At 59.4% G+C, this 23,204-nt stretch carries 24 protein-coding genes and 1 riboswitch; of the genes, 19 read left to right on the plus strand and 5 right to left on the minus strand.

Going from position 1 to position 23,204, the window contains the following annotated elements; translation table 11 throughout:
• The first annotated feature begins 120 nt into the window (after positions 1-120).
• Positions 121-1,290, plus strand: a complete 1,170-nt coding sequence (locus C1N56_RS22500; RefSeq protein ID WP_058759002.1) for an ROK family transcriptional regulator — start codon at positions 121-123, stop codon at positions 1,288-1,290.
• 17 nt (positions 1,291-1,307) lie between these two features.
• Here the strand turns inward: C1N56_RS22500 and C1N56_RS22505 are convergent, their stop codons facing one another.
• Genes C1N56_RS22505 through C1N56_RS22515 form a run of 3 tightly spaced genes read right to left on the minus strand, consistent with a single transcriptional unit; the run spans position 1,308 to position 5,688 of the window.
• Positions 1,308-3,104 carry an ABC transporter ATP-binding protein gene (locus C1N56_RS22505; RefSeq protein ID WP_394517592.1) on the minus strand — a complete coding sequence of 599 codons (1,797 nt, stop codon included), beginning with the start codon at positions 3,102-3,104 and terminating at the stop codon, positions 1,308-1,310.
• Complete coding sequence (locus C1N56_RS22510; RefSeq protein ID WP_262264085.1) at positions 3,101-4,543, minus strand: M81 family metallopeptidase; 1,443 nt, start codon at positions 4,541-4,543, stop codon at positions 3,101-3,103. Before C1N56_RS22510 ends, C1N56_RS22505 begins: the two co-directional genes overlap by 4 nt.
• A gap of 11 nt (positions 4,544-4,554) precedes the next feature.
• On the minus strand, positions 4,555-5,688 hold the full coding sequence (locus C1N56_RS22515; protein ID WP_262264084.1) for an ROK family transcriptional regulator: 1,134 nt from the start codon (positions 5,686-5,688) through the stop codon (positions 4,555-4,557).
• A gap of 285 nt (positions 5,689-5,973) precedes the next feature.
• Between C1N56_RS22515 and C1N56_RS22520 the strand changes: the two genes are divergently transcribed.
• The 9 genes from C1N56_RS22520 to C1N56_RS22560 all read left to right on the plus strand — a co-directional run bounded on the left by C1N56_RS22520 (position 5,974) and on the right by C1N56_RS22560 (position 14,582).
• Positions 5,974-7,509 (plus strand): ABC transporter substrate-binding protein, encoded by a 1,536-nt coding sequence (locus C1N56_RS22520; protein WP_059009281.1) that lies wholly within the window; start codon positions 5,974-5,976, stop codon positions 7,507-7,509.
• A gap of 18 nt (positions 7,510-7,527) precedes the next feature.
• Positions 7,528-8,448, plus strand: a complete 921-nt coding sequence (locus C1N56_RS22525) for an ABC transporter permease (protein ID WP_021508908.1) — start codon at positions 7,528-7,530, stop codon at positions 8,446-8,448.
• Entirely contained in the window at positions 8,448-9,314 is an 867-nt protein-coding gene (locus C1N56_RS22530) for an ABC transporter permease (protein ID WP_021508909.1), read from the plus strand. The genes C1N56_RS22525 and C1N56_RS22530 overlap by 1 nt, the downstream gene beginning before the upstream one ends.
• The gene (locus C1N56_RS22535; protein ID WP_211726783.1) at positions 9,311-10,258 is read left to right on the plus strand and encodes an ROK family protein; all 948 of its coding nucleotides are present in this window, start codon (positions 9,311-9,313) and stop codon (positions 10,256-10,258) included. The genes C1N56_RS22530 and C1N56_RS22535 overlap by 4 nt, the downstream gene beginning before the upstream one ends.
• A 186-nt stretch (positions 10,259-10,444) precedes the next feature.
• On the plus strand, positions 10,445-11,656 hold the full coding sequence (locus C1N56_RS22540) for an MFS transporter (protein ID WP_394517594.1): 1,212 nt from the start codon (positions 10,445-10,447) through the stop codon (positions 11,654-11,656).
• Positions 11,657-11,732: 76 nt separating this feature from the next.
• The gene (locus C1N56_RS22545; RefSeq protein ID WP_262264082.1) at positions 11,733-12,782 is read left to right on the plus strand and encodes a catalase family peroxidase; all 1,050 of its coding nucleotides are present in this window, start codon (positions 11,733-11,735) and stop codon (positions 12,780-12,782) included.
• On the plus strand, positions 12,779-13,333 hold the full coding sequence (locus C1N56_RS22550; protein WP_262264081.1) for a cytochrome b: 555 nt from the start codon (positions 12,779-12,781) through the stop codon (positions 13,331-13,333). The genes C1N56_RS22545 and C1N56_RS22550 overlap by 4 nt, the downstream gene beginning before the upstream one ends.
• Entirely contained in the window at positions 13,333-13,836 is a 504-nt protein-coding gene (locus tag C1N56_RS22555; protein WP_058781060.1) for a sigma-70 family RNA polymerase sigma factor, read from the plus strand. Before C1N56_RS22550 ends, C1N56_RS22555 begins: the two co-directional genes overlap by 1 nt.
• Positions 13,833-14,582, plus strand: a complete 750-nt coding sequence (locus C1N56_RS22560) for an anti-sigma factor family protein (RefSeq protein ID WP_262264080.1) — start codon at positions 13,833-13,835, stop codon at positions 14,580-14,582. Before C1N56_RS22555 ends, C1N56_RS22560 begins: the two co-directional genes overlap by 4 nt.
• 1 nt (position 14,583) lies before the next feature.
• On the opposite strand, the gene C1N56_RS22565 is transcribed toward C1N56_RS22560, so the two are convergent.
• The gene (locus C1N56_RS22565) at positions 14,584-15,465 is read right to left on the minus strand and encodes a LysR family transcriptional regulator (RefSeq protein WP_264444169.1); all 882 of its coding nucleotides are present in this window, start codon (positions 15,463-15,465) and stop codon (positions 14,584-14,586) included.
• Positions 15,466-15,588: 123 nt separating this feature from the next.
• On the opposite strand from C1N56_RS22565, the gene C1N56_RS22570 reads away from it, so the two are divergent.
• Positions 15,589-16,314: a pirin family protein gene (locus C1N56_RS22570; RefSeq protein ID WP_021508917.1), complete on the plus strand. Its 726-nt coding sequence runs from the start codon at positions 15,589-15,591 to the stop codon at positions 16,312-16,314.
• A gap of 253 nt (positions 16,315-16,567) precedes the next feature.
• Complete coding sequence (locus C1N56_RS22575; protein WP_031279978.1) at positions 16,568-16,777, plus strand: glycine zipper 2TM domain-containing protein; 210 nt, start codon at positions 16,568-16,570, stop codon at positions 16,775-16,777.
• 155 nt (positions 16,778-16,932) lie between these two features.
• On the opposite strand, the gene C1N56_RS22580 is transcribed toward C1N56_RS22575, so the two are convergent.
• Positions 16,933-17,370: a 6,7-dimethyl-8-ribityllumazine synthase gene (locus C1N56_RS22580; RefSeq protein ID WP_058770327.1), complete on the minus strand. Its 438-nt coding sequence runs from the start codon at positions 17,368-17,370 to the stop codon at positions 16,933-16,935.
• A gap of 165 nt (positions 17,371-17,535) precedes the next feature.
• A riboswitch (TPP riboswitch) is annotated at positions 17,536-17,655 on the plus strand.
• A 127-nt stretch (positions 17,656-17,782) separates the two neighbouring features.
• On the opposite strand from C1N56_RS22580, the gene C1N56_RS22585 reads away from it, so the two are divergent.
• Genes C1N56_RS22585 through C1N56_RS22615 form a run of 7 tightly spaced genes read left to right on the plus strand, consistent with a single transcriptional unit; the run spans position 17,783 to position 23,019 of the window.
• Entirely contained in the window at positions 17,783-18,727 is a 945-nt protein-coding gene (locus C1N56_RS22585) for an FAD-dependent oxidoreductase (RefSeq protein WP_058770326.1), read from the plus strand.
• The gene (gene thiS, locus C1N56_RS22590; protein WP_127834999.1) at positions 18,711-18,908 is read left to right on the plus strand and encodes a sulfur carrier protein ThiS; all 198 of its coding nucleotides are present in this window, start codon (positions 18,711-18,713) and stop codon (positions 18,906-18,908) included. The genes C1N56_RS22585 and thiS overlap by 17 nt, the downstream gene beginning before the upstream one ends.
• Before the next feature lie 3 nt (positions 18,909-18,911).
• Entirely contained in the window at positions 18,912-19,670 is a 759-nt protein-coding gene (locus C1N56_RS22595) for a thiazole synthase (protein ID WP_010615680.1), read from the plus strand.
• A gap of 10 nt (positions 19,671-19,680) precedes the next feature.
• Positions 19,681-20,649, plus strand: a complete 969-nt coding sequence (locus C1N56_RS22600) for a HesA/MoeB/ThiF family protein (protein ID WP_021508921.1) — start codon at positions 19,681-19,683, stop codon at positions 20,647-20,649.
• Entirely contained in the window at positions 20,646-21,362 is a 717-nt protein-coding gene (locus tag C1N56_RS22605; RefSeq protein WP_058770324.1) for an ABC transporter ATP-binding protein, read from the plus strand. The genes C1N56_RS22600 and C1N56_RS22605 overlap by 4 nt, the downstream gene beginning before the upstream one ends.
• A complete protein-coding gene (locus tag C1N56_RS22610; RefSeq protein WP_058770323.1) occupies positions 21,346-22,080 on the plus strand; it encodes an ABC transporter permease in 735 nt (244 codons plus the stop codon). The genes C1N56_RS22605 and C1N56_RS22610 overlap by 17 nt, the downstream gene beginning before the upstream one ends.
• Before the next feature lie 9 nt (positions 22,081-22,089).
• Entirely contained in the window at positions 22,090-23,019 is a 930-nt protein-coding gene (locus C1N56_RS22615) for an ABC transporter substrate-binding protein (protein ID WP_394517595.1), read from the plus strand.
• Positions 23,020-23,204 lie beyond the last annotated feature (185 nt).

The following is a 23,204-nucleotide window of genomic DNA, read 5'->3' on the forward strand; positions in this document are numbered from 1 at the left end:
CCGACACTACTTTGCACAGATTTTTGCCGCTGTCAGGTAAACAGGTTGTAAAATGTGTGGCCGATCATAGATATTGAGGCGGCGGTCCGCAGCGGTGGTTAAAAGAGGGAAGCGAGCAGGATGAAAACGTCGGGAACCAATCTGGAACATGCGCGCGCGCACAATCGCCGGGTGATTATCGAAGCGATACGCCTGCACGGTGAGTTGACCCGTGCCGAGCTGGCGCGACTGACCGCGCTAACGCCGCAAACCGTCTCGAATATCGTCGCTGAACTGGAGCAGGCGGAACTGCTCACCAGCCGTCAGCCGCGTAAGCAGGGCCGCGGTCAGCCGGCGATTCCGGTCACCCTGAATCCTGCCAGTGCGTTTTCCATCGGCATCCATCTCGACCATCAGACGCTACTGATTGTGCTGGTGGACCTCACCGGTGAAATCCATTTTCGCCGCCTTATTATGGTGCAAAAACCGCAGCCGGATGCCACATTAGCGCGCATTGCTGGGGTGCTGGCGGAGATCAAACAGCAGACCGGGCCGCGCTGGCAAAAAGTGCTGGGTATTGGCGTAGTGATGCCGGGGCCGTTTGGTGTGGAGGGTATCTCGTCAATGGGGCCGACCACGCTGCACGGCTGGGAGGATGTCGATATCGCGGCGCGTCTCGCTGAGATGAGCGGACTGCCGGTCACGCTGGAGAATGATGCCACCGTCGCGGCGATTGGCGAACGCTTTCACGGTGTGGCGCGTCATCTTAATTCCTTTATTTATCTGTATATTGGCACGGGCCTGGGCGCGGGCATCATCATGGATGGCCATGTGTACAGCGGCCATGCGCACAACGCCGGTGAAGTGGGGCACGTGGTGGTTGAACCCGGTGGACGTGAGTGTTACTGCGGCAATCACGGCTGCCTGGAGCGTTATGTTTCGCTGCAGGCCGCTTACGAATTCTGCGGGCTGGACCCAATGAGCGCGCTGCCGGAAGATTTACTGCAGGTTGATCCGGCGCTGTTTGATCGCTGGATCGATACTGTGCTCACGCCGCTGCGCCAGGGTATTAATATGCTGGAGTGTATCTTTGATGCCGAGAGCGTGATTATCGGCGGCATGATGCCTGCGGTGTTGCTGGATAAAATTATCCAGCGCCTGCCGCCGCTCTACCAATCGGTGCGCGGCCGCTATCTGACCGGCACGCGACTCAAGACCGGCATGACCGGCAGCGACACCGCCGCCCTGGGCGCAGCGGCTCTGCCAATTTTTGATGAGTTTAATCCGCAGTTCCAGGTGCTGATGAAGTGAAAAACGCGGCCAGCGTTTTACCGCATCACCCAGTGTCCGGCGCTCACTTCCTGATAATGCCGTGTTTCCGGCACAAATCCATTGGCACGCACCGGGCTCTTCAGCTCGCTGACGTCCACGTGCCGTTTTAAATGGCGGCGCGCCGGATCGGGCACTGGCACCGACGCGAGCAGTTTTTGTGTGTAAGGGTGCTGCGGATTCTCAAAAATAGCCGCGCGCGGACCAATCTCAACAATCTCTCCCAGCAGCATCACCGCCACACGATGGCTGATGCGCTCCACTACCGCCATATCGTGTGAGATAAACAGATACGACAGATTCAGGCTGTGTTGCAGATCGAGCAGCAGATTAATGATCTGCGCTTTCACGGTGACATCAAGGGCGGACACCGACTCGTCGGCAATGATCATTTTCGGATCGAGCATCAGCGCACGGGCAATGCAGATGCGCTGACGCTGGCCGCCGGAAAATTCGTGCGGATAGCGTTTCAGCATGGTTGCGGGCAGGCCAACGCGCGTCATCAGTTCGGCCGCTTTGCTCTGTGCGGCGGCCTTACTGCCCAGCCGATGCTGTAAAAAAGGTTCGGTGAGGGCTTCAAGGACCGACATGCGCGGGTTAAGGCTGGCAAACGGATCCTGAAAAATCATCTGCATGGCACAGCGCAGCTTGCGCAGTTCTTGCCGGGAGAGGGTGAGCACGTCGCTGCCGTCAAAAGCAATCTGCCCGGAGGCCGGCTGCACCAGCCGCGTCAGCGAGCGGCCAGTGGTGGATTTGCCACAGCCGGATTCGCCGACCAGCGACAATGTTTCACCCGGCAGCAAATCAAACGAGATATTCTCCACGGCGTGCACCGCACCGGTTTTACGGCTGAACAGCCCTTCGTGAATGCTGAAGCGCGTGCTGAGGTTCTTCACCGACAGCAGCGGCGTTTGCCCTTGTGGCGTCTGCCGCGCCTGCGCCACCGGCGCTTCGCCGTTGAGCGCAAACTTACGCGGTCCATCGATGCCGCGCATGGCACCCAGCTGCGGCACGGTCGCAATCAGCGTGCGGGTATACTCTGCCACCGGGGCTGAGAAAATCGCGGCGGTGCTGCCGGTTTCCACCATCGCGCCCTGATACATCACCAGCGTGCGGTCGGCGACTTCTGCCACCACGCCCATATCGTGGGTGATGAACAGCACGGCGGTGCCTTCCTCCTCCTGCAGGGTCTTGATCAGGTCAAGGATTTGACCCTGAATCGTGACGTCGAGCGCCGTGGTCGGCTCGTCGGCAATCAGCAGTTTTGGGCGCAGCGCCAGCGCCATGGCGATCATCACGCGCTGACGCATGCCGCCGGAAAAGTGGTGCGGGTAATCACTGAAGCGTTTGGCCGCGTTGGGAATTCGCACTTTCTCCAGCAGCCGGATGGTCTCCTCGCGGGCGGCGCGTGCGCTGATTTTGCGGTGCGCGATCAGCGCCTCAGCGATCTGGTGACCGATAGTGAACGACGGATTAAGGCTGGTCATCGGCTCCTGGAATATCATCGCGATGGCATTGCCACGGATATCGCGCATTGCACGTTCGCTCAGCGTGAGCAAGTCCACGCCGTTCAGCAGCACTTTGCCGCTGATACGTGCGTGACGACTATTCAGCAGGCGCATGATCGCCATCGAGGTAACGCTTTTGCCTGAGCCCGACTCACCGACGATCGCCAGCGTTTCACCGGCCCCGAGGGTAAAAGAGACGTTTTTCACCACCTCACGCCAGCGGTCATCGCTGCGAAACGCGACGGTGAGATTTTCGATGCTCAGCACCGGCGGGTCAGCGCGATTCATTGTGCCGCCACAAAGCGCGCCGAGCGGGTGCTGACCGGCACAAAGGTAAAATCGGTATTGAACGGATAAGCCGGCTGCAGCTTGCGTTTCCGCACCAGCCGTTCAACATACTGATCGACCACACCTTCCGACAGCGCCATCAGGTTGGGATTGGCAATCGGCGCCAACTCGGGTGACAGGTAACCGGATTTTACCACCACAATTTTTGCCTGGCGCGGATCGAGTCCGAGCAGGGCGAAATCCGCCAGGTTGTGGTAAGGCCGACGCCGATCGGCAACCACCACGGTGATGCCCGCAATCTTCAGCAGCGCCTGGCGGGCAACCGAACGGGCATCATCACTCAGCCGCAGCACCTCAAACTCGCCGCTGACTTTGCCGCCAGCAGGATCCAGCGTGGCACCGATAGTCAGGGACAGTTGGGCGCCGACGCCCGCGGCGAAGGCCGCCTCCGTGGCCGGTTTATCGGTAATGCCGGCAACGATGACATCCTGCGCATTTTGCCGCAGCAGTTCGGCCAGTACATCGGCCCGATCGCCCACGCCGCCGCCAGTCGGGTTATCACCGGAGTCGGCGAGAATCACCGGTCCGCCAGGGCTGGAAATCGCCATGCGTACGCACTCTTCAGTACTGCCGGTCACGCAGCCAAACACAAATTGCTCACGCGCCTGCCAGTAAGCCAGCGCCAGTTTGGCCGCCTGCTCAGACAGCACATCGGCATCGGTACCGGTCATGATGGCTGCCGCCGTGGCGCGTGGCTCATCCGCCCAGACATAGCCAACCATCAGCGAAGCATCCCAGATATGTTCAAGTGCGTTAATGCCGGGCAGGCTGGCGTAAAGGCTTTTGGCCGGTTCATCTTCCGTGCTGGTGCGCTCGCCTGGCAGCACCACGGGGATCGGCGCCCACACCACACCCGGTCGGATGCCGCTTTGCAGGCTATTGACCAGCATTGAGACGGATCGGCGCATGGTCTCTTCCACATCGATATGCGGTGCCGTGCGGTAGGTTGAAAACATATCGATCGCGTCGATGATGCGCTGCGAGACATTGCCGTGCAGATCGTAGCTGACGCTAATCGGACAATCGGGCCCGACCAGCTCGCGCGTCGCGCTAATCCAGTCGCCTTCCGCGTCTTCCATCCCTTCGACATAAACCGCGCCGTGCATCGCCAGGTAAACGCCATCCACGGGCAAATAAGCCTCGAGCCGACGGAGAAACTCCTGTTTGAAGGCATCATAGGTCACACGTGCCACCGGCCCACCGGCAATGGCGCGGGCGTGAAAGGTCGGCAGAAATTCGGCCGCGTAATCCTTCAGAAAGGCGAAATAGGGATTGGTCGTCATCGCTTCACCCCGCACGATGCGGAAATCGTCGGCGTAATTGAGCACCGGGTTCCAGGTACTGCATTCAGTATGAATTCCACCATAGGCAATGCGCATAACAGACTCCGCTAGTCGGGTAAGTGAACGATAAAACGGTAAGCCGCCACGCTGGCTGCGGCGCGGGCCCAGCTGAACTGATCAATCGCCATGCTGACGATGGGCGTCTTGCCCATGATTGAAGGCAACACGTGGCTATCGATCGCCTGCATCACCACGGTTCTGAGCAGGCCATCAAACGCATCCGGCTGATGGGCAATGACAATCATCTCCGGATCGTTCATCTGAATAATATTGGCGATGGCGAGGCCGAGTGCATCGCCTGCCTGATGCAGAAGGGCGATGGCGGCGCTGTTGCCTTTCACCGCCAGCGTTTCCAGTCCGGCAACGCTGGTGCACGGCAGTTGTTTTTCGCGCATGCTTTCTCGCATCGCGGTGAGCGACGCCAGCGTGTCGAGGCAGCCGCGCTTGCCGCAGCGGCACGGGCGGCCGCCGGGCTCAACGGTACAGTGAGCGATTTCACCGGCCCCACCGTGCGCGCCACGGTGCAGCTGTCCCTGAAAGAAGTGCGCGGAGCCGATGCCGTCGCCATGTGATATCAGGGTGAAATTGCGTGCCTTCTTCGCCACGCCGAAGATCTTTTCGCTGACCGCCAGAGCTTTGGCATCGTTTTCCAGCGACACCTCCAGTCCGGTTTGCGCGTTAAGCAGGGCCGCCAGCGGAACGTTTTTCCAGCCCAGCAGGGCAGACTGGACGCACACGGCCTGGTGCTCATCGACAAAGCCGGAAAGCGTGACGCCAAGCCCGATGAGCTGATCGGCGGAAATGCCTTTTTGTGCAATCAGGTCCGGAATAGCGGCAGCCAGCGCGCCAGCCAGTTGCACAGGGTCGGGATTCAGCGGCATGTGGGTGCTGGCCAGGATGCGACCGTGCATATCCGTCAGCACCAGATACACATCGTCACCGAGCAATGACGCACCGAGAAAATAGGCGCTGTCGGCACGCATTTTTAATAATACCGAAGGACGACCCTGACCGTTACTTTCCGGAATGCTCTCTTCCAGTAATCCTGCACTGAGCATCTCTTTGATTAATGTGCTGATTGCGGCTTTACTCAGCTTCATTTTTTCCGCAATTGCCGTGCGGCTCATGCCATGCGAAGCAATTAATAAACGCAGAATTTGTTGCTGATGAGCATTAAGCATCAGAGTTCTCACGGCACAGGCTGTATTTGGCCGACAATAATCAGCCGTGAAAACAAATTCAAGCGTATTTAGTTTATTTTCTGAATGCAGATCGAATTATAAGTAAAATATATGAACTGACATCTTGGCTTTTGTTTGCAGAGTGTGCCTTATATAGCGTCGAGCCCGTTCTTCTGCTGCCGTTAACATGACCAAAGCGTATGGCAGGCGATGGCGTGCAATGACAGTCAGCTGCCTGCCGGGCAATGACTCTTCACTCTTTGTCACTGATTCACTGAGGCCTTCATGCAAAGCACACTCAAGCATTTCAGGGTACTGACACTTGCCGCGGGTATTCTGGCGTCGTTTTCCAGCGCATCGGTTTTGGCTGCTCAGCTGGTCATTATGCAAAACGAACCGCCGCGCAGCATGGACCCGGGCAATCAGACCGCGACCTTTACCGGCACGGTGCTGGACCCGATGTATGAAGGCCTGACGCGGCTCGGTGACGATGGCAAAATCATGCCGGCCCTGGCGCTCTCCTGGCATGCCGACGACAGCGGACTGCACTGGGAATTTACGCTGCGTCCCAACGTTAAATTCCACGATGGCACGCCATTTAATGCCGATGCGGTCGTTGAAAACTTTCAGCGTCATCTGGATACGAAGCGCGGTCTTGCCGGAAGTGGGAAAATTCGCACCTTTATTCAGGACGTGCAGAAAAAAGATGACTTAACCGTCACCTTTACACTGAAGAAAATTAATCCGGCGTTTTTAACTGTGCTGGCATCCGGTCCGGGATTAATGGTGAGTCCACAAGCTGACAAAGCCGGCACGATCAATAATAAAGCCGACGGTACCGGGCCATATAAACTGGCGCAGTATAAATCCGGTGAATTTGTCCTGGAGCAGAAGAACCCGGACTATTGGGGCAAGTCTGCCGGGCCGGACGAAATAAAATGGACCTGGAGCAGTGAGCCGTCAGTCATGAATATGGCGCTGCAATCCGGTCAGGTCGATATTATTAACCCGGTGCCGCCGCAATTTGCCGGCATGTTAAAAAATAATCCCGGCGTGCAGTTAAAACAGTCGCCGGGCGCGGCGGTATTCTGGATCGATCTCAATACACAGAGTAAAGCCCTCAGCGATGTCAGAGTCCGCCAGGCGCTGAACTTCGCGACCGACCAGCAGGCGCTGGTAAAAGCGGTGATGTTTGGTTATGCGCAGCCGGCCAATTCCCCGCTGGCGCCGGTCGATGCCAACTACGACAAAGCGTTGCATGACTATCCGTACGATGTGCAGAAAGCCAAAGACCTGCTTAAGGCAGCGGGCTATGCCGACGGCTTCGCCATGTCGATTGCCGTGCAGGCACCCGACGCACGCACCGCGCAGGTTCTGCAGGGTATGTGGAGCAAAATTGGCGTCAAGCTCAGCGTGCGCCAGATGGAGAGCGGCGTATGGGCCAAAGCGGCGTTTGCCGATGCCAAAGAGAAAGCCGCGCAGGGTACGGACGCGGTGCTGGCGTCCTGGTCTTCGGGGCTGTACGGCTCGGATCTGCAGTTGCGTCCGCTGTATCACAGCAGCAGCTTTGCGCCCGGCGGGGCCAACCTCGGCTTCTTCAGCGACAAACGTACCGATGAGCTAATCGATAGCGCCGCCTCCACGCTCGATGATGCCCAGCGCAAAGCACTCTATTTCCAGGCACAGCAGCGGATCAGCGGACTCGCCCCGCAGGTGCTGCTCTACTATCAGGACGACCTGTATGCGACGCGCAAAAATATCAGTGGCGTGACAATGCAACCGGGCGGCCAGATTGTGGTCCGTGATGCCGTGAAGAAATAGTGCTGATGGCTGATTGATATGAAAGCGTATGTCGCAAAAAAGGTGCTCTCGCTGCCGTTGATTATCTTCGGTGTGTCGATCATCGTGTTTATCGCCATCCGCGCGCTGCCGGGCGATCCGGCACGCCTGATGGCCGGCCCGGAAGCGCCGCAGGAAGCGGTGGACAGTATGCGCGTGCGCCTCGGGCTGGATCAGCCTTTGCCGCTGCAATACGTCAGGTTTGCCGGTGAAGCGCTGCATGGCAATCTCGGGCTGTCGCTGCAGTCGCAGCGTCCGGTGATGACCGAAATCAGCGAACGCCTGCCGTACACGCTGTCGCTGGCGGCGCTGGCGTACCTGCTGGCGATTGCCATCGGCGTGCCGGCGGGCATGACCGGGGCCATTTACCGGCAGCGCATTCCCGATCAGATCGTCATGGTACTGACCATTGCCGGTGCCTCGATTGCGAACTTCTGGCTGGCGTTGCTGGCGATGAACTACTTTGCGGTACAGCTCGGCTGGCTGCCGCTACTCGGTGCTGATTCGTGGCGCAACTATGTGATGCCAACCGTTACGCTGGCGATTCTCCCGATGGCGATGATTGCGCGGATGACGCGCTCCAGCATGCTGGATGTGCTCAGTCAGGATTACATCCGTACCGCCAGAGCCAAAGGGTTATCGTCGGCCAGCGTTAACTGGAAACACGCGCTGCGCAATGCGCTGATACCGATTGTCACCATCGTCGCGCTGAATTTTGGCAGCCTGATCGGAGGTGCAGTGGTGACAGAGTCGGTGTTTAACTGGCCGGGTATTGGCCGCCTGCTGGTGGATTCGGTGAAATACCGCGACTATCCGGTGATTCAGGGCGTAACGTTAGTGGCGGTAACCGGCGTGGTGTTGATGAATCTGGTGGGTGAGATAGTGATTGGCCTGCTCAACCCGAAAATAAGGTTCGACTGATGAACAGTTTCGACACGTCTCTCCAGCCGCCGCCCGCGCGCCGCCGCCAGATCGTGAGGTTTTTGCTTGGCAACCCTTCCATCACGACCGGAGGCGGGCTGGTGCTGCTGGTGGTGCTGGCTGCCCTTTTTGCACCGCTGATCACTCACTGGGATCCCATCGAGCAGGATCTGTTGAACACGTTGCAGGCACCTTCCGTTGCCCACTGGTTCGGCACCGATGATTACGGCCGCGATATTTTTGCCCGCGTCATTTATGGCGCGCGCATCACGCTATTTGAGGTGAGTCTCAGCGTGGCCATCTCAATGGCGATCGGCATTCCTCTGGGCATCATCTCGGGGCTGGCTGGACGCAAAATTGATGCGCTGATCATGTGGCTGATGGATATTATTTTCGCCTTCCCCGGCATCGTACTGGCGATTCTGATTGTCAGCGTGCTCGGCGAGGGGCTGACAAACATGCTGATCGCCATTTCGTTGTTCTCGATCCCGGTGTATGCACGTCTGAGTCGCAACCTGACGCTGGGACTGAAAAATATGGAGTATATCGAAGCGGCGCATATGCTTGGCGTGCGATACCCGCGCATTATCACGCACTATATTCTGCGCAACGCCATTGGCCCGCTGATTGTACAGTCGACGCTGACGGCTGGTGCGGTGGTGCTTTCTGCCGCCAGTCTGTCGTTTCTCGGGCTCGGCGTGCAGCCGCCGATGCCGGAGTGGGGCACCATGATGAGCGATGGCCGCAACTTTCTCGGGCTAAATATTTACGTCTCCCTATTTCCCGGACTGGCGATTTTGATTACCGTGCTCGGTTTTAATGTGCTGGGCGACGGCCTGCGCGATGTAATGGATAAACGTTTATGACTCACCCGCACTCAACCGTGATCTGCCTCGATTTGGGCGGCTCCTTTATTAAGCTTGGCGTGATGGATACACAGGATCGGCTTACCCTGCTCGATCAGCAAAAAATCCCGGCGACGGACTGGCAGGCTTTTTGCGCCAGAGTCAGCGAGATGATCGCCGGGCAGCATAACCATTTCAGCAGCCAGGCGGCTGTCGCCATCTCCACGGCGGGCATTGTGGCACCGCAAACCGGCGAAATGTTTGCCAGCAACATCCCGGCTTTTCACCGGCGTAATCTGGCGCGGGAACTGGGTGAGGTGCTGCAGCGGCCGGTGATCGCGCACAACGACGCCGACTGCTTTGCCCTGGCCGAGGCGCTGGCCGGCAGCGGCAAAGGGCACAAAGTGGTGTTTGGCGCGATTCTCGGTTCCGGCGTGGGCGGTGGTCTGGTGGCGGACGGCCGCATTATTACCGGACAAAACGGCCTGACCGGCGAATGGGGCCACGGGCCGATTACCCTCACGGAAGTGACGCTGGCGCATCGTCGCGTGCGCGTGCCGCGCCAGGCGTGCCCGTGCGGCCAGACAGGATGTCTGGACACCTACGGCGGCGCGCGCGGGCTGGAAACGCTGCATCAGGTGCTGCACGCTGAAAGCGCCAGCAGCGTGGAAATCATTGCCCGCTGGCAGCAGGCAGAAGCGCGGGCGCAGCAGACGATTGAAGCCTGGCTGCAACTGGTGAGCGAGCCGCTCGCCTACACCATTAACATTACCGGCGCGTCGCGGGTGGCGGTAGGCGGCGGCCTGGCTTCGGTCACCCCGCTGATTACTGCGCTTAATGATGCGGTGCAGCGCTGCGTGCTGCGCAGCACAGCGCATGCGCTGGTGGTGCCGGGCGAGTTTGCCCATCAGGGCGGCATGGTGGGCGCGGCGCTGCTGGCGCGGCAGGCGCTCAGCGCGTCCTGAGCTTTTGCCCTTTCGCCCGTTACTGGCGCTTTTCGGTTACCGTGTTGCGCTCAAGACTTCGTTGAACCCGATTCAATCATAAATGCGCTAAGCTTGACGCGCTAAAACCCGCAGCAAAGAGGCTGGTGAACAGACACTGTCGCCAGCCTCTTTGCTGTTTTTTTCACCTGCGGTACGGAACAAAACATGTCATCAGTACAACCTCAACTCTCTCAGCTCCCGGACGAGGCCTCGCTGCCGCGTCACAGCGTGCCAAAAGCGCTGTTCGCGCTGGGCACCGGCGGATTTGCCATCGGCACCGGTGAATTTGTCATCATGGGCCTGCTGCCCGATGCGGCGAAAGGCCTGAACGTCACCATTCCTGAAGCTGGCCATCTCATCAGCATTTATGCCCTCGGCGTAGTGATTGGCGCGCCGCTGCTGGCTATTCTCGGCGCGCGGGCTTCACGGCGTAATTTCCTGATGACGCTAATGGGCCTGTTTGCGCTGGGTAATCTGCTGAGCGCTGTCGTGCCGGGCTATTCTGCGATGCTGGTGGCCCGCTTTCTGGCGGGCTTTCCCCACGGCACCTTCTTTGGCGTTGCGGCGCTGGTGGCGGCAGGACTGGTGGAGCGTGCGCGGCGTGCGCAGGCGGTGTCGATGGTGCTGCTGGGATTAACCATCGCCAATCTGATTGGCGTACCTGCCGTTACCGCCATCGGCCAGTGGTTTGGCTGGCGTGATGCGTTTGCCATCGTCGGCGGACTGGCGCTGCTGACGTTGTTACTGGTGTGGCTTTGGGTTCCCAATGTGGCCGGTGACAAGCAGGCCAGTCCACTGCGCGAGCTCTCGGCGCTGACGCGCAAGCAGGTTTTGCTGACGCTGGCGATTGGCGCGATTGGCAGCGGCGGCATGTTCTCGGTATTCAGTTACGTTAAACCCACCATGATGGAACTGGCCCACCTGCCGGAAAATCTGGTACCGGCGATACTGGCGCTGTTTGGTCTTGGCATGATTATCGGCAACCTTGTCGGGGGACGTCTGGCCGACCGCGGGCTGGAGAAAACCATCCGCATTGTGCTGGTGTGGTCGCTGCTGGTATTGAGCGCGTTTGTCTTTGCCGCGCATTATGCGCTGGCGGGCGCGCTTAACGTGATGCTGGTCGGCACCATGGTGGCGCTGGGAAGCGTGCTACAGATCCGGCTGATGGACGTGGCCGGTGATGCACAAACCCTGGCGGCCGCGCTTAATCACTCAGCGTTCAATATTGCCAATGCGCTGGGAGCGTGGCTCGGCGGCATCACCATTTCCGCCGGGCTGGGCTGGCAGTCCACCGGCTGGGTTGGGGCCATTCTGTCCGTGCTGGGGCTGCTGATTCATGCCGTTGCGGTGCGCGATGCGCGCCGGCGCTCGCCATAAAATAATTTTTACCGCGCGGGAATAAACGCCGCGCTGGTTCGTCTTATGCCCACTTTCCCTTACTGAGTTGGCTAAGATGAACTTTAAACCTACGGTCAGACATCTGCCGTTGTTACTGCTGGTCGTCATTATTCCCGGATTACTGCTGGTGCTGTTTCTTGCTGCAGGCGGTTGGCTGACGCCGCAGCGCCTCAGTGCGCAAAGTCTGGTGCAGTCGCTGCAGCAAAACAGCGGTGTGCATCCGGGATACCGGCGCAATCATGCCAAGGGCGTGTGCGTTACCGGTGATTTTACCTCCAGCGGCAACGCGGCGTTTCTGTCACGCGCCAGCGTTTTCCAGCCGGGTACGGTGCCGGTGATTGGCCGCTTTGCCATTGCCGGCGGTAATCCGCACGCGCCGGACTATGGCGTGCCGGTGCGCAGCCTGGCGCTGGAATTTCAGCTGGCGCACGGCGAGCAGTGGCGTACCGGCATGAACGCGCTGCCGTTTTTCCCGGTCAGTACGCCGCAGGCTTTTTACGATCAGCAGCAGGCCAGTCGACCGCTGCCGCAGACCGGCAAGCCAGATGCGCAAAAGCTGATGGCGTTTACCATTGCCCATCCTGAAGTTAAACCGTTCTTTGCCTGGGCGAAAACCCATGTGCTGGCCGCCAGCTGGGCGCAGGAGCAGTACAACAGCCTGAATGCTTTCCGCTTTACCAATGGGCAGGGTGAAACGCGCTTTGTGCGCTGGAGCCTGGTGCCGCGTACGCCGTGGCAGCCGATCAGCGCGGCACAGCAGCAGCAGCCGGATTATCTGCAGAGCGACTTGCACGACCGGCTGGCGACCGCACCGCTGAAGTGGGATCTGGTGATCAGCGTGGCTCAGCCCGGTGATGCGGTGAACGATGCCAGCAAGGTGTGGCCAGCCGATCGGCAACAGATCGTCGCCGGTACGCTGACGCTGCGCGACAGCAGCCCGCAACAGGGCGGCAGCTGCAATGACATCAATTACGATCCGCTGATACTGCCGCAGGGCATCAGCGGTTCGGACGATCCGCTGCTCAACGCGCGCTCCGCCGCTTACGCTAAATCCTTCAATCTGCGCACGGCTGAACAGGCGCGTCAGCAGGAGAAAAAATCATGAGCCACCCGACAACCCTGTTTCATCCGCTGCTGCGCATCGTACACTGGTTGATGGCGCTGGCCGTGCTGACCATGCTATTTATCGGCGTGGCGATGGTGGCGGATATCTCGGCTGCCCATTCGCTGCTGCTGGCGATACACAAACCGCTGGGCGTTTTGATCGCCTTGCTGGTGGTCGTGCGTATTGGGCTGCGGCGTTACTACGGTGTGCCCGCCATGCCCGCGTCGGTGCCCGGCTGGCAGCAAACGGTGGCACATTTGACCCATCTGGCGCTCTATTTTCTGATGCTGGCGCAACCGCTGGTAGGCTGGGCAATGCTGTCGGCAGGCGGGTTTCCGGTGACAATTGGCGAGGGGCTGGTGCTGCCGCCGCTGCTGCCGGTTAGCGTGGAAAGTTATGCCGTGCTGCGCCCGTTACACTCGCTGCTGGCGTTTAGTCTGTTCGCGCTGATCCTGGCCCATCTGGCCGCCGCGCTGCTGCATGGTCTGATTTTACGGGATGGCGTGCTGAGTAGCATGACCGGCCTGCGCCGGGTGCGAGAGCAAAAATAATGTCTGCATTGAGCGATGACGAAATCCGCGCATTACTGCCGCATTTGCAGCGTTTTGCGCTGGGGCTGACGCGTGAGCGCATGGCCGCTGAGGATCTGGTACAAAACACGCTGGTCAAAGCACTGGACGCGGCGCGCGATGACACGCGCAGTCTGCGTGCCTGGCTGTTTTCCATTCTCTGGCATCAGTTCATTGATGGCGAACGCCGCCGCAAGCGCTGGCAGGCGATTATGACGCTGTTCAGCCGCGCCGAGCCCTTTGCCGAGTCGGCTGAGCATCATGCCATCGCCGATGAGATGCTGGCGCTGTTCGCCCGTCTGCCGGCTGACAGTCGCGCATTGCTGCTCCTGGTTAACGTGGAAGGCATGCGTTATCAGGAAGCGGCTGACACGCTGGACATTCCGCTGGGCACCGTGATGTCACGGTTGTCGCGGGCGCGAAAACAGTTGCAGCACATGACCGAAGGCCTGCCGGCCCCGGTGACGTTGAGGAGATTAAAATGAATATCCCGCCCGATGAGAACCAGCTGCACGCCTGGCTGGATGGTGAACTGGATAGCGCCAGCCATCAGGCCGTCAGCGACTGGCTGGCGCAGCATCCTGACGTCGCCGCCCAGGTTGAGGGCTGGCGTCAGGACAAGCTGCGCTTGCAACAAAGCCTGCAACGCAACATGGCGCGAAACGCCTTTACGCCACTGCAGCCAGCACAGCTGCGCCAGCGGCGTGCGCGACAGCGTTATCAGCGGCTGGCGCTGGCCTGCTCGCTGGTGCTGGCGTTGGGGATCGGCAGTCTGTCCGGCTGGCAGATGACTGAACGCTTACAGAATCATCCGTTACCGATGGAGGATGCGGTACAGGCTTACCGGTTATTCGGCGATGGCGCGCAGCAGGCGACGATGGACATAAGCACCCATCAGACGACACAGCTGGCCAGCTGGCTGGGCCGCTATTTTATCAACGGTACGCTGCCGCCCAATCTGGAGCGCTTTGGCTATCAGCTCATCGGCGCGCGCCTGATGGCGAATGAGCATGGCGCCTCGGCGCTGGTGCTGTATCAGACCGCCAGCGGCACGCGCGTTGGCTGGTACATCCGCCCGCAGACCGTGCGGCTGGAAAAGGGGTCGCGCCAGGCGGACAACCTGGTGGCGCAATACTGGAGCGATCGCCACTATAACTATGCGCTGGTGAGCCCGATGAGCGGCGAAGCCGCACCGGAGCTGCGTGCTGCGATAGGCAGCGAAGTGGGCTGATTCATTTGCCTGCCAGCTTGGCCTGCAGGAACGTCATAAATACCCGATTGATCTCGCTGCGCTGGCGATGCTGCGGATAAAGCGCATTCAGGTGCAGCGAGGCCGGATGCCAGTCATCCAGCACCGTTACCAGCTCACCACGCGCCAGCGCCGGAGCCACGATAAACTCCGGCAGCAGGATCAGCCCCAACCCGGCGACGGCCGCATCACGCAGCATTTCTCCGTTATTGCTGACCATCGGTCCCTGGACCGCCAGCACTTTACGCGTGTCGCCCTGAAACAGCTCCCAGCCGGTCTGGCTTTCACGTCCATAGCGCAGACAGAGATGGTGCAGCAGATCCTCCGGCTCACGCGGTGCGCCGGCGCCCTGCAGGTAGGCCGGGCTGGCGCAGATCACGCGGCGGAATTCCCCCAGCCGTTTGGCGATCAGGCTGGAGTCCGGCAGCGTGCCGATGCGAATCGCCATATCAAAACCTTCACCCACCATATCCACATGCCGATCGGCCAGTTCCACCTGGAACTGGATACCGGGATGCTGGCTCAGGAATTCGGCGATATAAGGGGAAAGATGGCTGATGCCGAACGACATCGGCACGCTGAGACGAAAACTGCCGCGCAGCACCTGACGACGACCGGACACCGCCAGTTCGGCTTCCTGCACATCATCCAGAATGCGCTGCGCATGCTGGGCAAACAGCTGGCCGTTGTCGGTAACGGACAGTTTGCGCGTGTTGCGATTCAGCAAACGCGCCCCGAGCGACTCTTCCAGCGCGGCGATGCGTCGGCTGACGTATTGCTTCGAGAGCATCAGCTGTTCAGCCGCAGCGGTAAAGTTGCCCGCTTTGATTACGGCGACGTAAATCCGGAGATCTTCAATCTGCATATTGTCCACTTATCTGTGACAGTCATTGTCATACAGGCGCATTGTTGGGCAAATCAGTTTACGTATACTGGTCAGCAACGGGAAGGGCCTTCGCCCTCCAGCTAAAAATTTAAGGAGCAGACCATGATTGAACAACGACTGTCCGAACAACGTGGCTTAGGCGATCACGGCTGGCTGCATTCACGCCATACCTTTTCGTTTGCCAGCTACTGGGACCCACAACAGACCGGTTTCTCCGATCTGCTGGTGATTAACGATGATCAGGTAGCACCGGGTCGCGGTTTCGGTGCGCATCCGCACAACAACATGGAGATTATCTCTTACGTGCTGGAAGGCGCGCTGGAGCATAAAGATTCCATGGGTACCGGTTCGGTTATCGTGCCCGGTGACGTGCAGCTGATGAGCGCTGGCAGCGGCGTGACGCACAGCGAGTTTAACCACTCGAAACAGGATAATGTGCACTTCCTGCAGATCTGGATTGTGCCGGCAGAACGCGGTACCGAGCCAGGTTACCAGCAGGTGTCAGTGGCAGAGGCCGACAAACGCGGTCAGCTGCGCCTGATTGTTTCGCCACAAGGCGACAACGGCTCGCTGCGCGTACGTCAGGATATGCGTATTTACGCGGGACTGTTTGACGGTGCCGAGCAGCAGACGCTGGAACTGGCTAACGATCGCTATGCTTACATTCATGTGGCGCGCGGCAGCATTGAAGTGAATGGCGTGAGCTTTAAAGCCGGCGATGGCGCGCGCGTACGCAATGAGACGGCGCTGCAGTTCGCTAACGGTAACAACGCTGAAGTGCTGGTGTTTGATTTACGACCAGTAGAAGTTAATCATCCGCAGCGTTAATTCATTACGCGGTAAGTCAGCGAGGCATGGCGTGAACCTTCACGCCATGCCTTTTTATTTGGCTTAAGGTACGAATAATAACCAGCACCTGACAGGTCCGGCATAAAATAGGAATTTTTACCTTCCACAAAAATGCAAAGCCCCTTAAATTTGCCTCCAGGATAAGCACGCTACGCCAGGTATTTGGCGGCTAAACAACAAACAAAGTTAACACTATTACATTCCATTAGAATTAATGGTAATGAGGATTTTGATGGTTTTAAAACGCAGCTTTAATATCGCAGTGGTATTGGTTCTAGCCTTTTCTGTAACGGCTTGTGGCATGTCTCATCGTGGCCGCAACACCGCCATTGGCGCCGGTGTGGGTGCGGTGGGCGGCGCTGTTCTGACCGGTGGCAGCACCTTCGGTACCCTCGGCGGCGCGGCTATCGGCGGCCTGATTGGTCACGAAGTCAGCCGTTAATTTTACCGGTACTCAGGATTTCGCCAGCGGGAATGCTGGCGAAATCATTTCACTTCATCACCCGCCGTCAATAGCCCCGCGTTGAAATATTCATCGGCCAGAAATTTCTTTATTTAATCCGGCCATCAATTATTACCGCTACCGCTTAAAAAATATTAATCGATCTGTAGCTGATGAATCATCAGAGCGGCGCGTGCGGCTTCTTTGCCTTTTTTAATAAAATGTTCGGTATAAAACGCTTCAATCGCGTCGACCGGCTGAAAATTGTGCGGAGTGAGTGACACCGAAAACACCGGAACATTGGTGGCGAGCTGCACATTCATCAGGCCATCGACGACGGCCTGCGCGACAAAGTCATGACGATAGATGCCACCGTCGACCACCAGCGCGGCGCAGACAATCGCATCAAATTTGCCGGTTTCGGCCAGGCGTTTAGCCAGCAGCGGCATTTCAAACGCGCCGGGTACGTCATAGCTTGTTAATGTATTTTCGACGCCTTGTTCTGCCAGTTCCTGCTCAAAGCCCACCAGCGCGTTGTTCACGATCGCCTGATGCCATCCTGCTTTAATAAAAGCCACCCGAAACTTATTCATAATGCTTCCATGATTAGCTGAAAAATTTATAAGTGAATAATAAAAAAGTCTTTTTTATCATCTACCCGCTATCCGTCTGGTATACCATATGTTGCAATTTTGATCCACAACGCGGGCAGTTCGGTTAACATGCTGCTTGACGCCAGCCAGCGCCTGCAATACAAATAGACGCGTCGGGGGAGTCTCGCCTGAGAGACTGAGAGGCTAATAGCGCACTGCGCGGCTTAGCGACCCTTTGAACCTGACCCAGTTGATACTGGCGTAGGAAGACTGACGGCTTCATGTGCAAAGCCGTCTGGCGCAAAGGCGAGCCCGATCGCTGGCGTCGATTCCCTTCACCTGTATCTGCGGGTCTCAGTTATCACTGAGAGGCCGATGTGAATTTCCCAGATTATTTACCGGATCGTTGTTCATGAGCCGCTGGAGCGTGCTCGGTAGCGGTGTGTCCGGGCTTTGTGTTGCCACGCTGCTGGCTGAGCGCGGCGAAACCGTCGAGGTCATTGATGATGAAGCGCGTCAGCCTGCCTCGTGGTTTGCCGGTGGCATGCTGGCGCCGTGGTGTGAAGCAGAAAGCGCGCCAGCCGACGTAATTACCCTCGGCCAGCATGCTGCGGCATGGTGGCAAACGCGCGTCAGCAGCGTGGTGCATCAGGGTACGTTAGTGCTGGCACCGCCGCGTGATAACCCGGAGTTAAACCGCTTCGCGCGCATGACGACGGCGCATCAATGGGTTGATCCGGCGTCGCTTGAACCGGCGCTGGAAAACCGGTTTGCGCGCGGACTGTTTTTCCCGCGCGAAGCACATCTCGATCCGCGCCGTGCGCTGGCTGAACTGCGTGACAAACTGCTGCAGCGCGGCGTCCGCTTTGATGCGCGCCAGCCATCGGGCCGGATCATCGACTGTCGCGGTATCCATGCCAGAGCGCAGCTCTCCGGCCTGCGCGCGGTGCGTGGGGAAATGCTGATCCTGCAGAGTCATGAGGTGTCATTTTCCCGGCCGATTCGTCTGCTCCATCCGCGTTTTCCCTGTTATCTGGTGCCGCGTCGCGACGGCCACTTCATGCTCGGCGCCACCATGATCGAAAGCGACGATGCCAGCGCTATCAGCGCGCGCGCCATGATGGAACTGCTCAGCGCGGCCTACACCCTGCACCCGGCGCTGGCGGAAGCGCGCGTCATCGAAAGCGGCAGCGGTCTGCGTCCGGCATGGCCGGCTAATCTGCCGGAAATCCACTATCACAACGGTATTTTTTATCTTAACGGCATGTATCGTCACGGTTTTCTGCTGGCACCAATGATGGCAGAACAGCTGATGCAGCGCCTGTCCGGGGAGGTTAGCCATGAATATTCAGCTTAACGGCCGCACCATCAGCACTGAGGCCAGCAGCCTCAGCGAATTGCTGATCGAACAGCAAATCGATGCGGTCTGTGTTGCCACCGCCTGCAATGGCGATTTTGTGCCGAAAAGTCAGTATGCCAGCCTGCAGTTGCAGGAAGGCTGGCAGCTGGAAGTCCTGTCACCGATGCAGGGAGGCTGAGCGATGTTTTACGATTTTACACCGCAGTCACGCTTGCTGCTCGGCACCGCAGGCTACCCTTCACCGGCGATTTTGCAGCAGGCGATCGCCGCATCCGGCAGTGAAATTATCACTGTCAGCCTGCGCCGCGAAGGCACGGCGGGCGCGGCTTTTCGCGAGCTGCTGACGGGCCTGAATGTGCGCGTGCTGCCCAATACCGCTGGCTGCCACACGGTCAAAGAGGCCGTCACCACCGCGCACATGGCGCGCGAGTTGTTTAACACGCCGTGGATCAAGCTGGAAGTGATTGGTCATGCCGACACGCTGCAGCCCGATCCGTTCGCGCTGGTCGAAGCGGCACGCATTCTGTGCGCCGACGGCTTCCAGGTGTTTCCCTACACCACGGAGGATCTGATAGTCGGTGAAAAACTGCTGGCCGCCGGCTGTGAACTGCTGATGCCGTGGGGCGCGCCCATCGGCTCCGGCCAGGGACTGCGAAATATTGACGGGCTGCGGGCGATGCGAGCCTGGTTCAGCGATATTCCACTGATCATTGATGCCGGCATCGGCGCACCGTCACAGGCAGCGCAGGCTATGGAGATGGGCTTCGATGCCATCCTGCTCAATACCGCCGTGGCGAAAGCGGGCGATCCGGTGGCGATGGCGCGCGCGTTCAGCCAGGCGATCGCCGCCGGGCAGGGCGCGCGCGATGCCGGGCTGATGGAGAAGCGTGATATGGCCGTGGCCTCAACGCCGATCTTCGGCCTCGCTAACCTGAACTAAGGAGCGCGCAATGGAACGCTACCAACGCCAGATGATGCTGCCGGAAATTGGCGTCGTCGGGCAGCAGAAACTGGCTCGCGCCCGCGTGCTGGTAGCCGGTGCCGGTGGGCTGGCCGCCACGCTGCTGCCTCAGCTGACGGGCGCGGGCGTCGGTCAGCTGTGCCTGTACGATGATGATCAGGTCGCGCTGCATAACCTGCATCGCCAGACGCTGTTCACCCTGCAGGATGTGGGTCGCAGCAAAGCTGTGGCGGCGCAGCAGGCTTTGCAGCAGCGCAATCCTGAGGTGCAAATCGAAGCGGTGCCCGAGGCGCTGAGCGCCAGCAATATCGCGCAGGCGCTGACGGGGTGCGATCTGGTGATTGATGCCGCCGATAACTTCGCGGTGACTTACCAACTGTCTGATGCCTGTTTCCAGGCAGGCATACCGCTGATCAGCGCCTCGGTGCTGGGTCGTCAGGGCTATGCTGGCGGTTTTTGCGGCGGCGCGCCGAGCTATCGTGCGCTGTTTCCGCAGCTGCCTGCTTCCGCGGCTAACTGTAACACCGCTGGCGTGATGGGCCCGGCCGTGGCGGCGCTGGGGGCGATGCAGGCGCAGATGGCGCTCAGCGTACTGCTCGGGCTGCAACCCTCACCGCTCGGCTGCATGGTCAACTGTGACTTCGTCAGCTGGCACTTTCGTTCGTTCCGCTTTGATGCGGCACAGGAACCGGCCCAGCCCGGCGTGCCGTTTATTGATGCTCACCTGTTACAACCCGGAGACTGCATTGTGGAGCTGCGCAGCTGCGAAGAGGCGCCTGCCAGCGTGGCCGATCGGGTTGAGCGCGTATTGCCGCACGAACTGGACGCCTGGCAGCCACCGGCGGATCGCCGCATCGTACTGGTCTGCGCCAGCGGCATCCGGGCGGCGCAGGCGGCCAGCGCGCTGGCGCAGCGCGGCTTTAATCAGCTGGCGATTCTGGCGGCGCGCCGGCCATGACGCAGGACATCCGCTTTGACCAGGTGAGCTTTGCCTGGGGCGAAAAACAGCTATGCGATCGGCTCAATTTGCAACTGCGCGGCGGCAAAACCACGGTGCTGCTGGGCTGCAGCGGCATTGGTAAAAGCACGCTGCTGCGTCTGGTGGCCGGCTTAGTGCAGCCGCAGCAGGGCAGCCTGAGCGGTATTGCGCAGCACGTGGCATGGATGGGGCAGCAGGATCTGCTCTATCCGTGGCTGACGGTGCTGGAGAACGTGATGCTGACGGCGCGTCTGAGCGGTGCGAAGCCGGACCGCGTGCGGGCGCACCATTTGCTGGCACAGGTGGGACTGGAAGACGAGGCGCAAGCCGCGCCCTCACAGCTCTCGGGTGGCATGCGGCAGCGGGTCGCGCTGGCGCGCACGCTGTATGCGCAGCGCGAGCTGGTGCTGATGGATGAGCCATTCGCCACGCTGGATGTGATGACCAAACACCAGCTGCAAACGCTGACCGCGACGCTGCTGCGCGGCAAAACGGTGCTGCTGGTGACGCACGATCCGCTGGAAGCCTGCCGTATGGCCGATGACATTCTGCTGTTGCACGGCCAGCCGCTGCAGGTGACGCACTGGCCTGTGCCGGCAGGTACGGTGCCGCGCGCGCTCAATGATGCCGGACTGCTGCAGGCGCAGGCCGAACTCTTTTCCCGACTGAATTCTTATGAAAAAGCTAAGTAGTGGTATCTACCTGATCGCGGTGGTGCTGGGCGTATGGCTGCTGGTGCGGCACAACGGCGTACCGGCATTTCTGCTGCCAGCACCGCAGGCGGTGCTGGAGGCTCTGTGGCAAAAGCGGCAGCTGCTCGCGCATCACGCAATGTTCACGCTGGCGGAAATTGTGCTGGCCCTGCTGCTGGGTGTCGGCGGTGGCGTGGTGCTGGCGGTGCTGATGGCCTCCAGCCCGCTACTGCGTCGGGTGCTGTTTCCGCTGGTGACGGCCAGCCAGACCATCCCGGTATTTGCGCTGGCCCCGCTGCTGGTGCTGTGGCTGGGTTTTGGCATCGCGTCAAAAGTCGTGGTAGCGGCGCTGATTTTGTTTTTCCCGCTGTGCCTGTCGCTGTTCGACGGTTTATGCCGTACGCCTGCCGGCTGGCTGGAGCTGGCGCAAACGCTGTATCCCTCGCGCTGGCGAATTTTCTGGCGCGTGCGCTGGCCGGCTGCGCTGCCGCAGTTTTTTGCCGGCCTGCAAATGGCGGTGGTGCTGGCACCCATTGGGGTAGTGATCGGCGAGTGGGTCGGTGCCAGCGAAGGGTTGGGCTACCTGATGATGCAATCCAACGCGCGGCTGGAAACGGCCACCAGTTTTGCCGCACTGCTGCTGTTAATGAGCCTGGCGCTGCTGCTCTCAGCGGCCGTGGCGCTGGTGCGTAAAAAATTTCTCTGGCAATCATACTAAGGAACTTGAGTGAATAGACTTCTTCGTGCCATCGCTTCGTTACTGCTGCTGGTCACCGTCAACGCGCAGGCAGCCGAAAAGGTGCGGCTGCTGCTCGACTGGTTCATTAACCCTAACCACGCGGCGATCTTGGCCGCTCAGTACAGCGGGGCGTTTAAACAGCAGGGGCTGGATGTCGAGATGATCGCACCGGCGGATTCCGCGTCGGTACCGCTGTTGCTGGCGGCAGGCAAGGCGGATCTGGCGATTAGCTATCAGCCACAGCTCTATACGCTGGTGGACAAGCAGGTGCCGGTGATCCGGGTTGGCACGCTGATTAACCAGCCGCTGAACACCCTGACAGCCGTATCGGGCGATATCCATAGTATTAAAGATTTCGCCGGTAAATCGATTGGCTATGCGATTCCCGGCGCGGAAGATGTGGCTATCCGCAATATGCTGAAATCGCAGGGCGTCGACGTTAACAGCGTGAAACTGGTAAATCTGAATATGGACGCCGTCTCCGCGCTGCTGACGCATAAAATTGACGGCGCGCTGACCATCTTCCGTAACTACGAGCTGCTGGATTTGCAGGACAAAGGCGCAAAGCCGGTGTCGTTTAAACCGGAAGATTACGACGTGCCGGCCTACGATGAGTTGATCATTCTGGCCAACAGCAACACAGCGGCAAACGATCCTCGCATCCCGGCATTTCTGCGTGGGCTGGATGCGGGCATCGCCTGGCTGCGCGCTCACCCGCAACAGGCGTGGCAGGCGTTCATTAAGCGTTACCCTGAACTGGATACGCCGCTCAATCATCAGGCCTGGCAGGCGACGCTGCCTTATTTTGCAACGCACAGTGCGGAATTCAATCAGGCGCGTTATCAGGCATTTGGTGAATATATGAAAGCCAACGGGCTGATCACCACCGTGGCGCCGCTGGCGCGCTATTCACTGTAATCCGTCCGCTTGCGCCGTTTTCCCAGGCCGGGAGAACGGCGCGCGTTGACATTGCGTGCGGCCGGGGGACAAACGGAGACCCGCATCCCCGGTTTTCGGAAAATACTGGATTTCTGTGACTGTTATCACTGCGCGGGTAACGCTAAAATAAATACTTCTCATTTAGCAGAAGGTTTTTCGTCACG

It is taken from the genome of Pantoea sp. SGAir0175, from assembly GCF_043547855.1.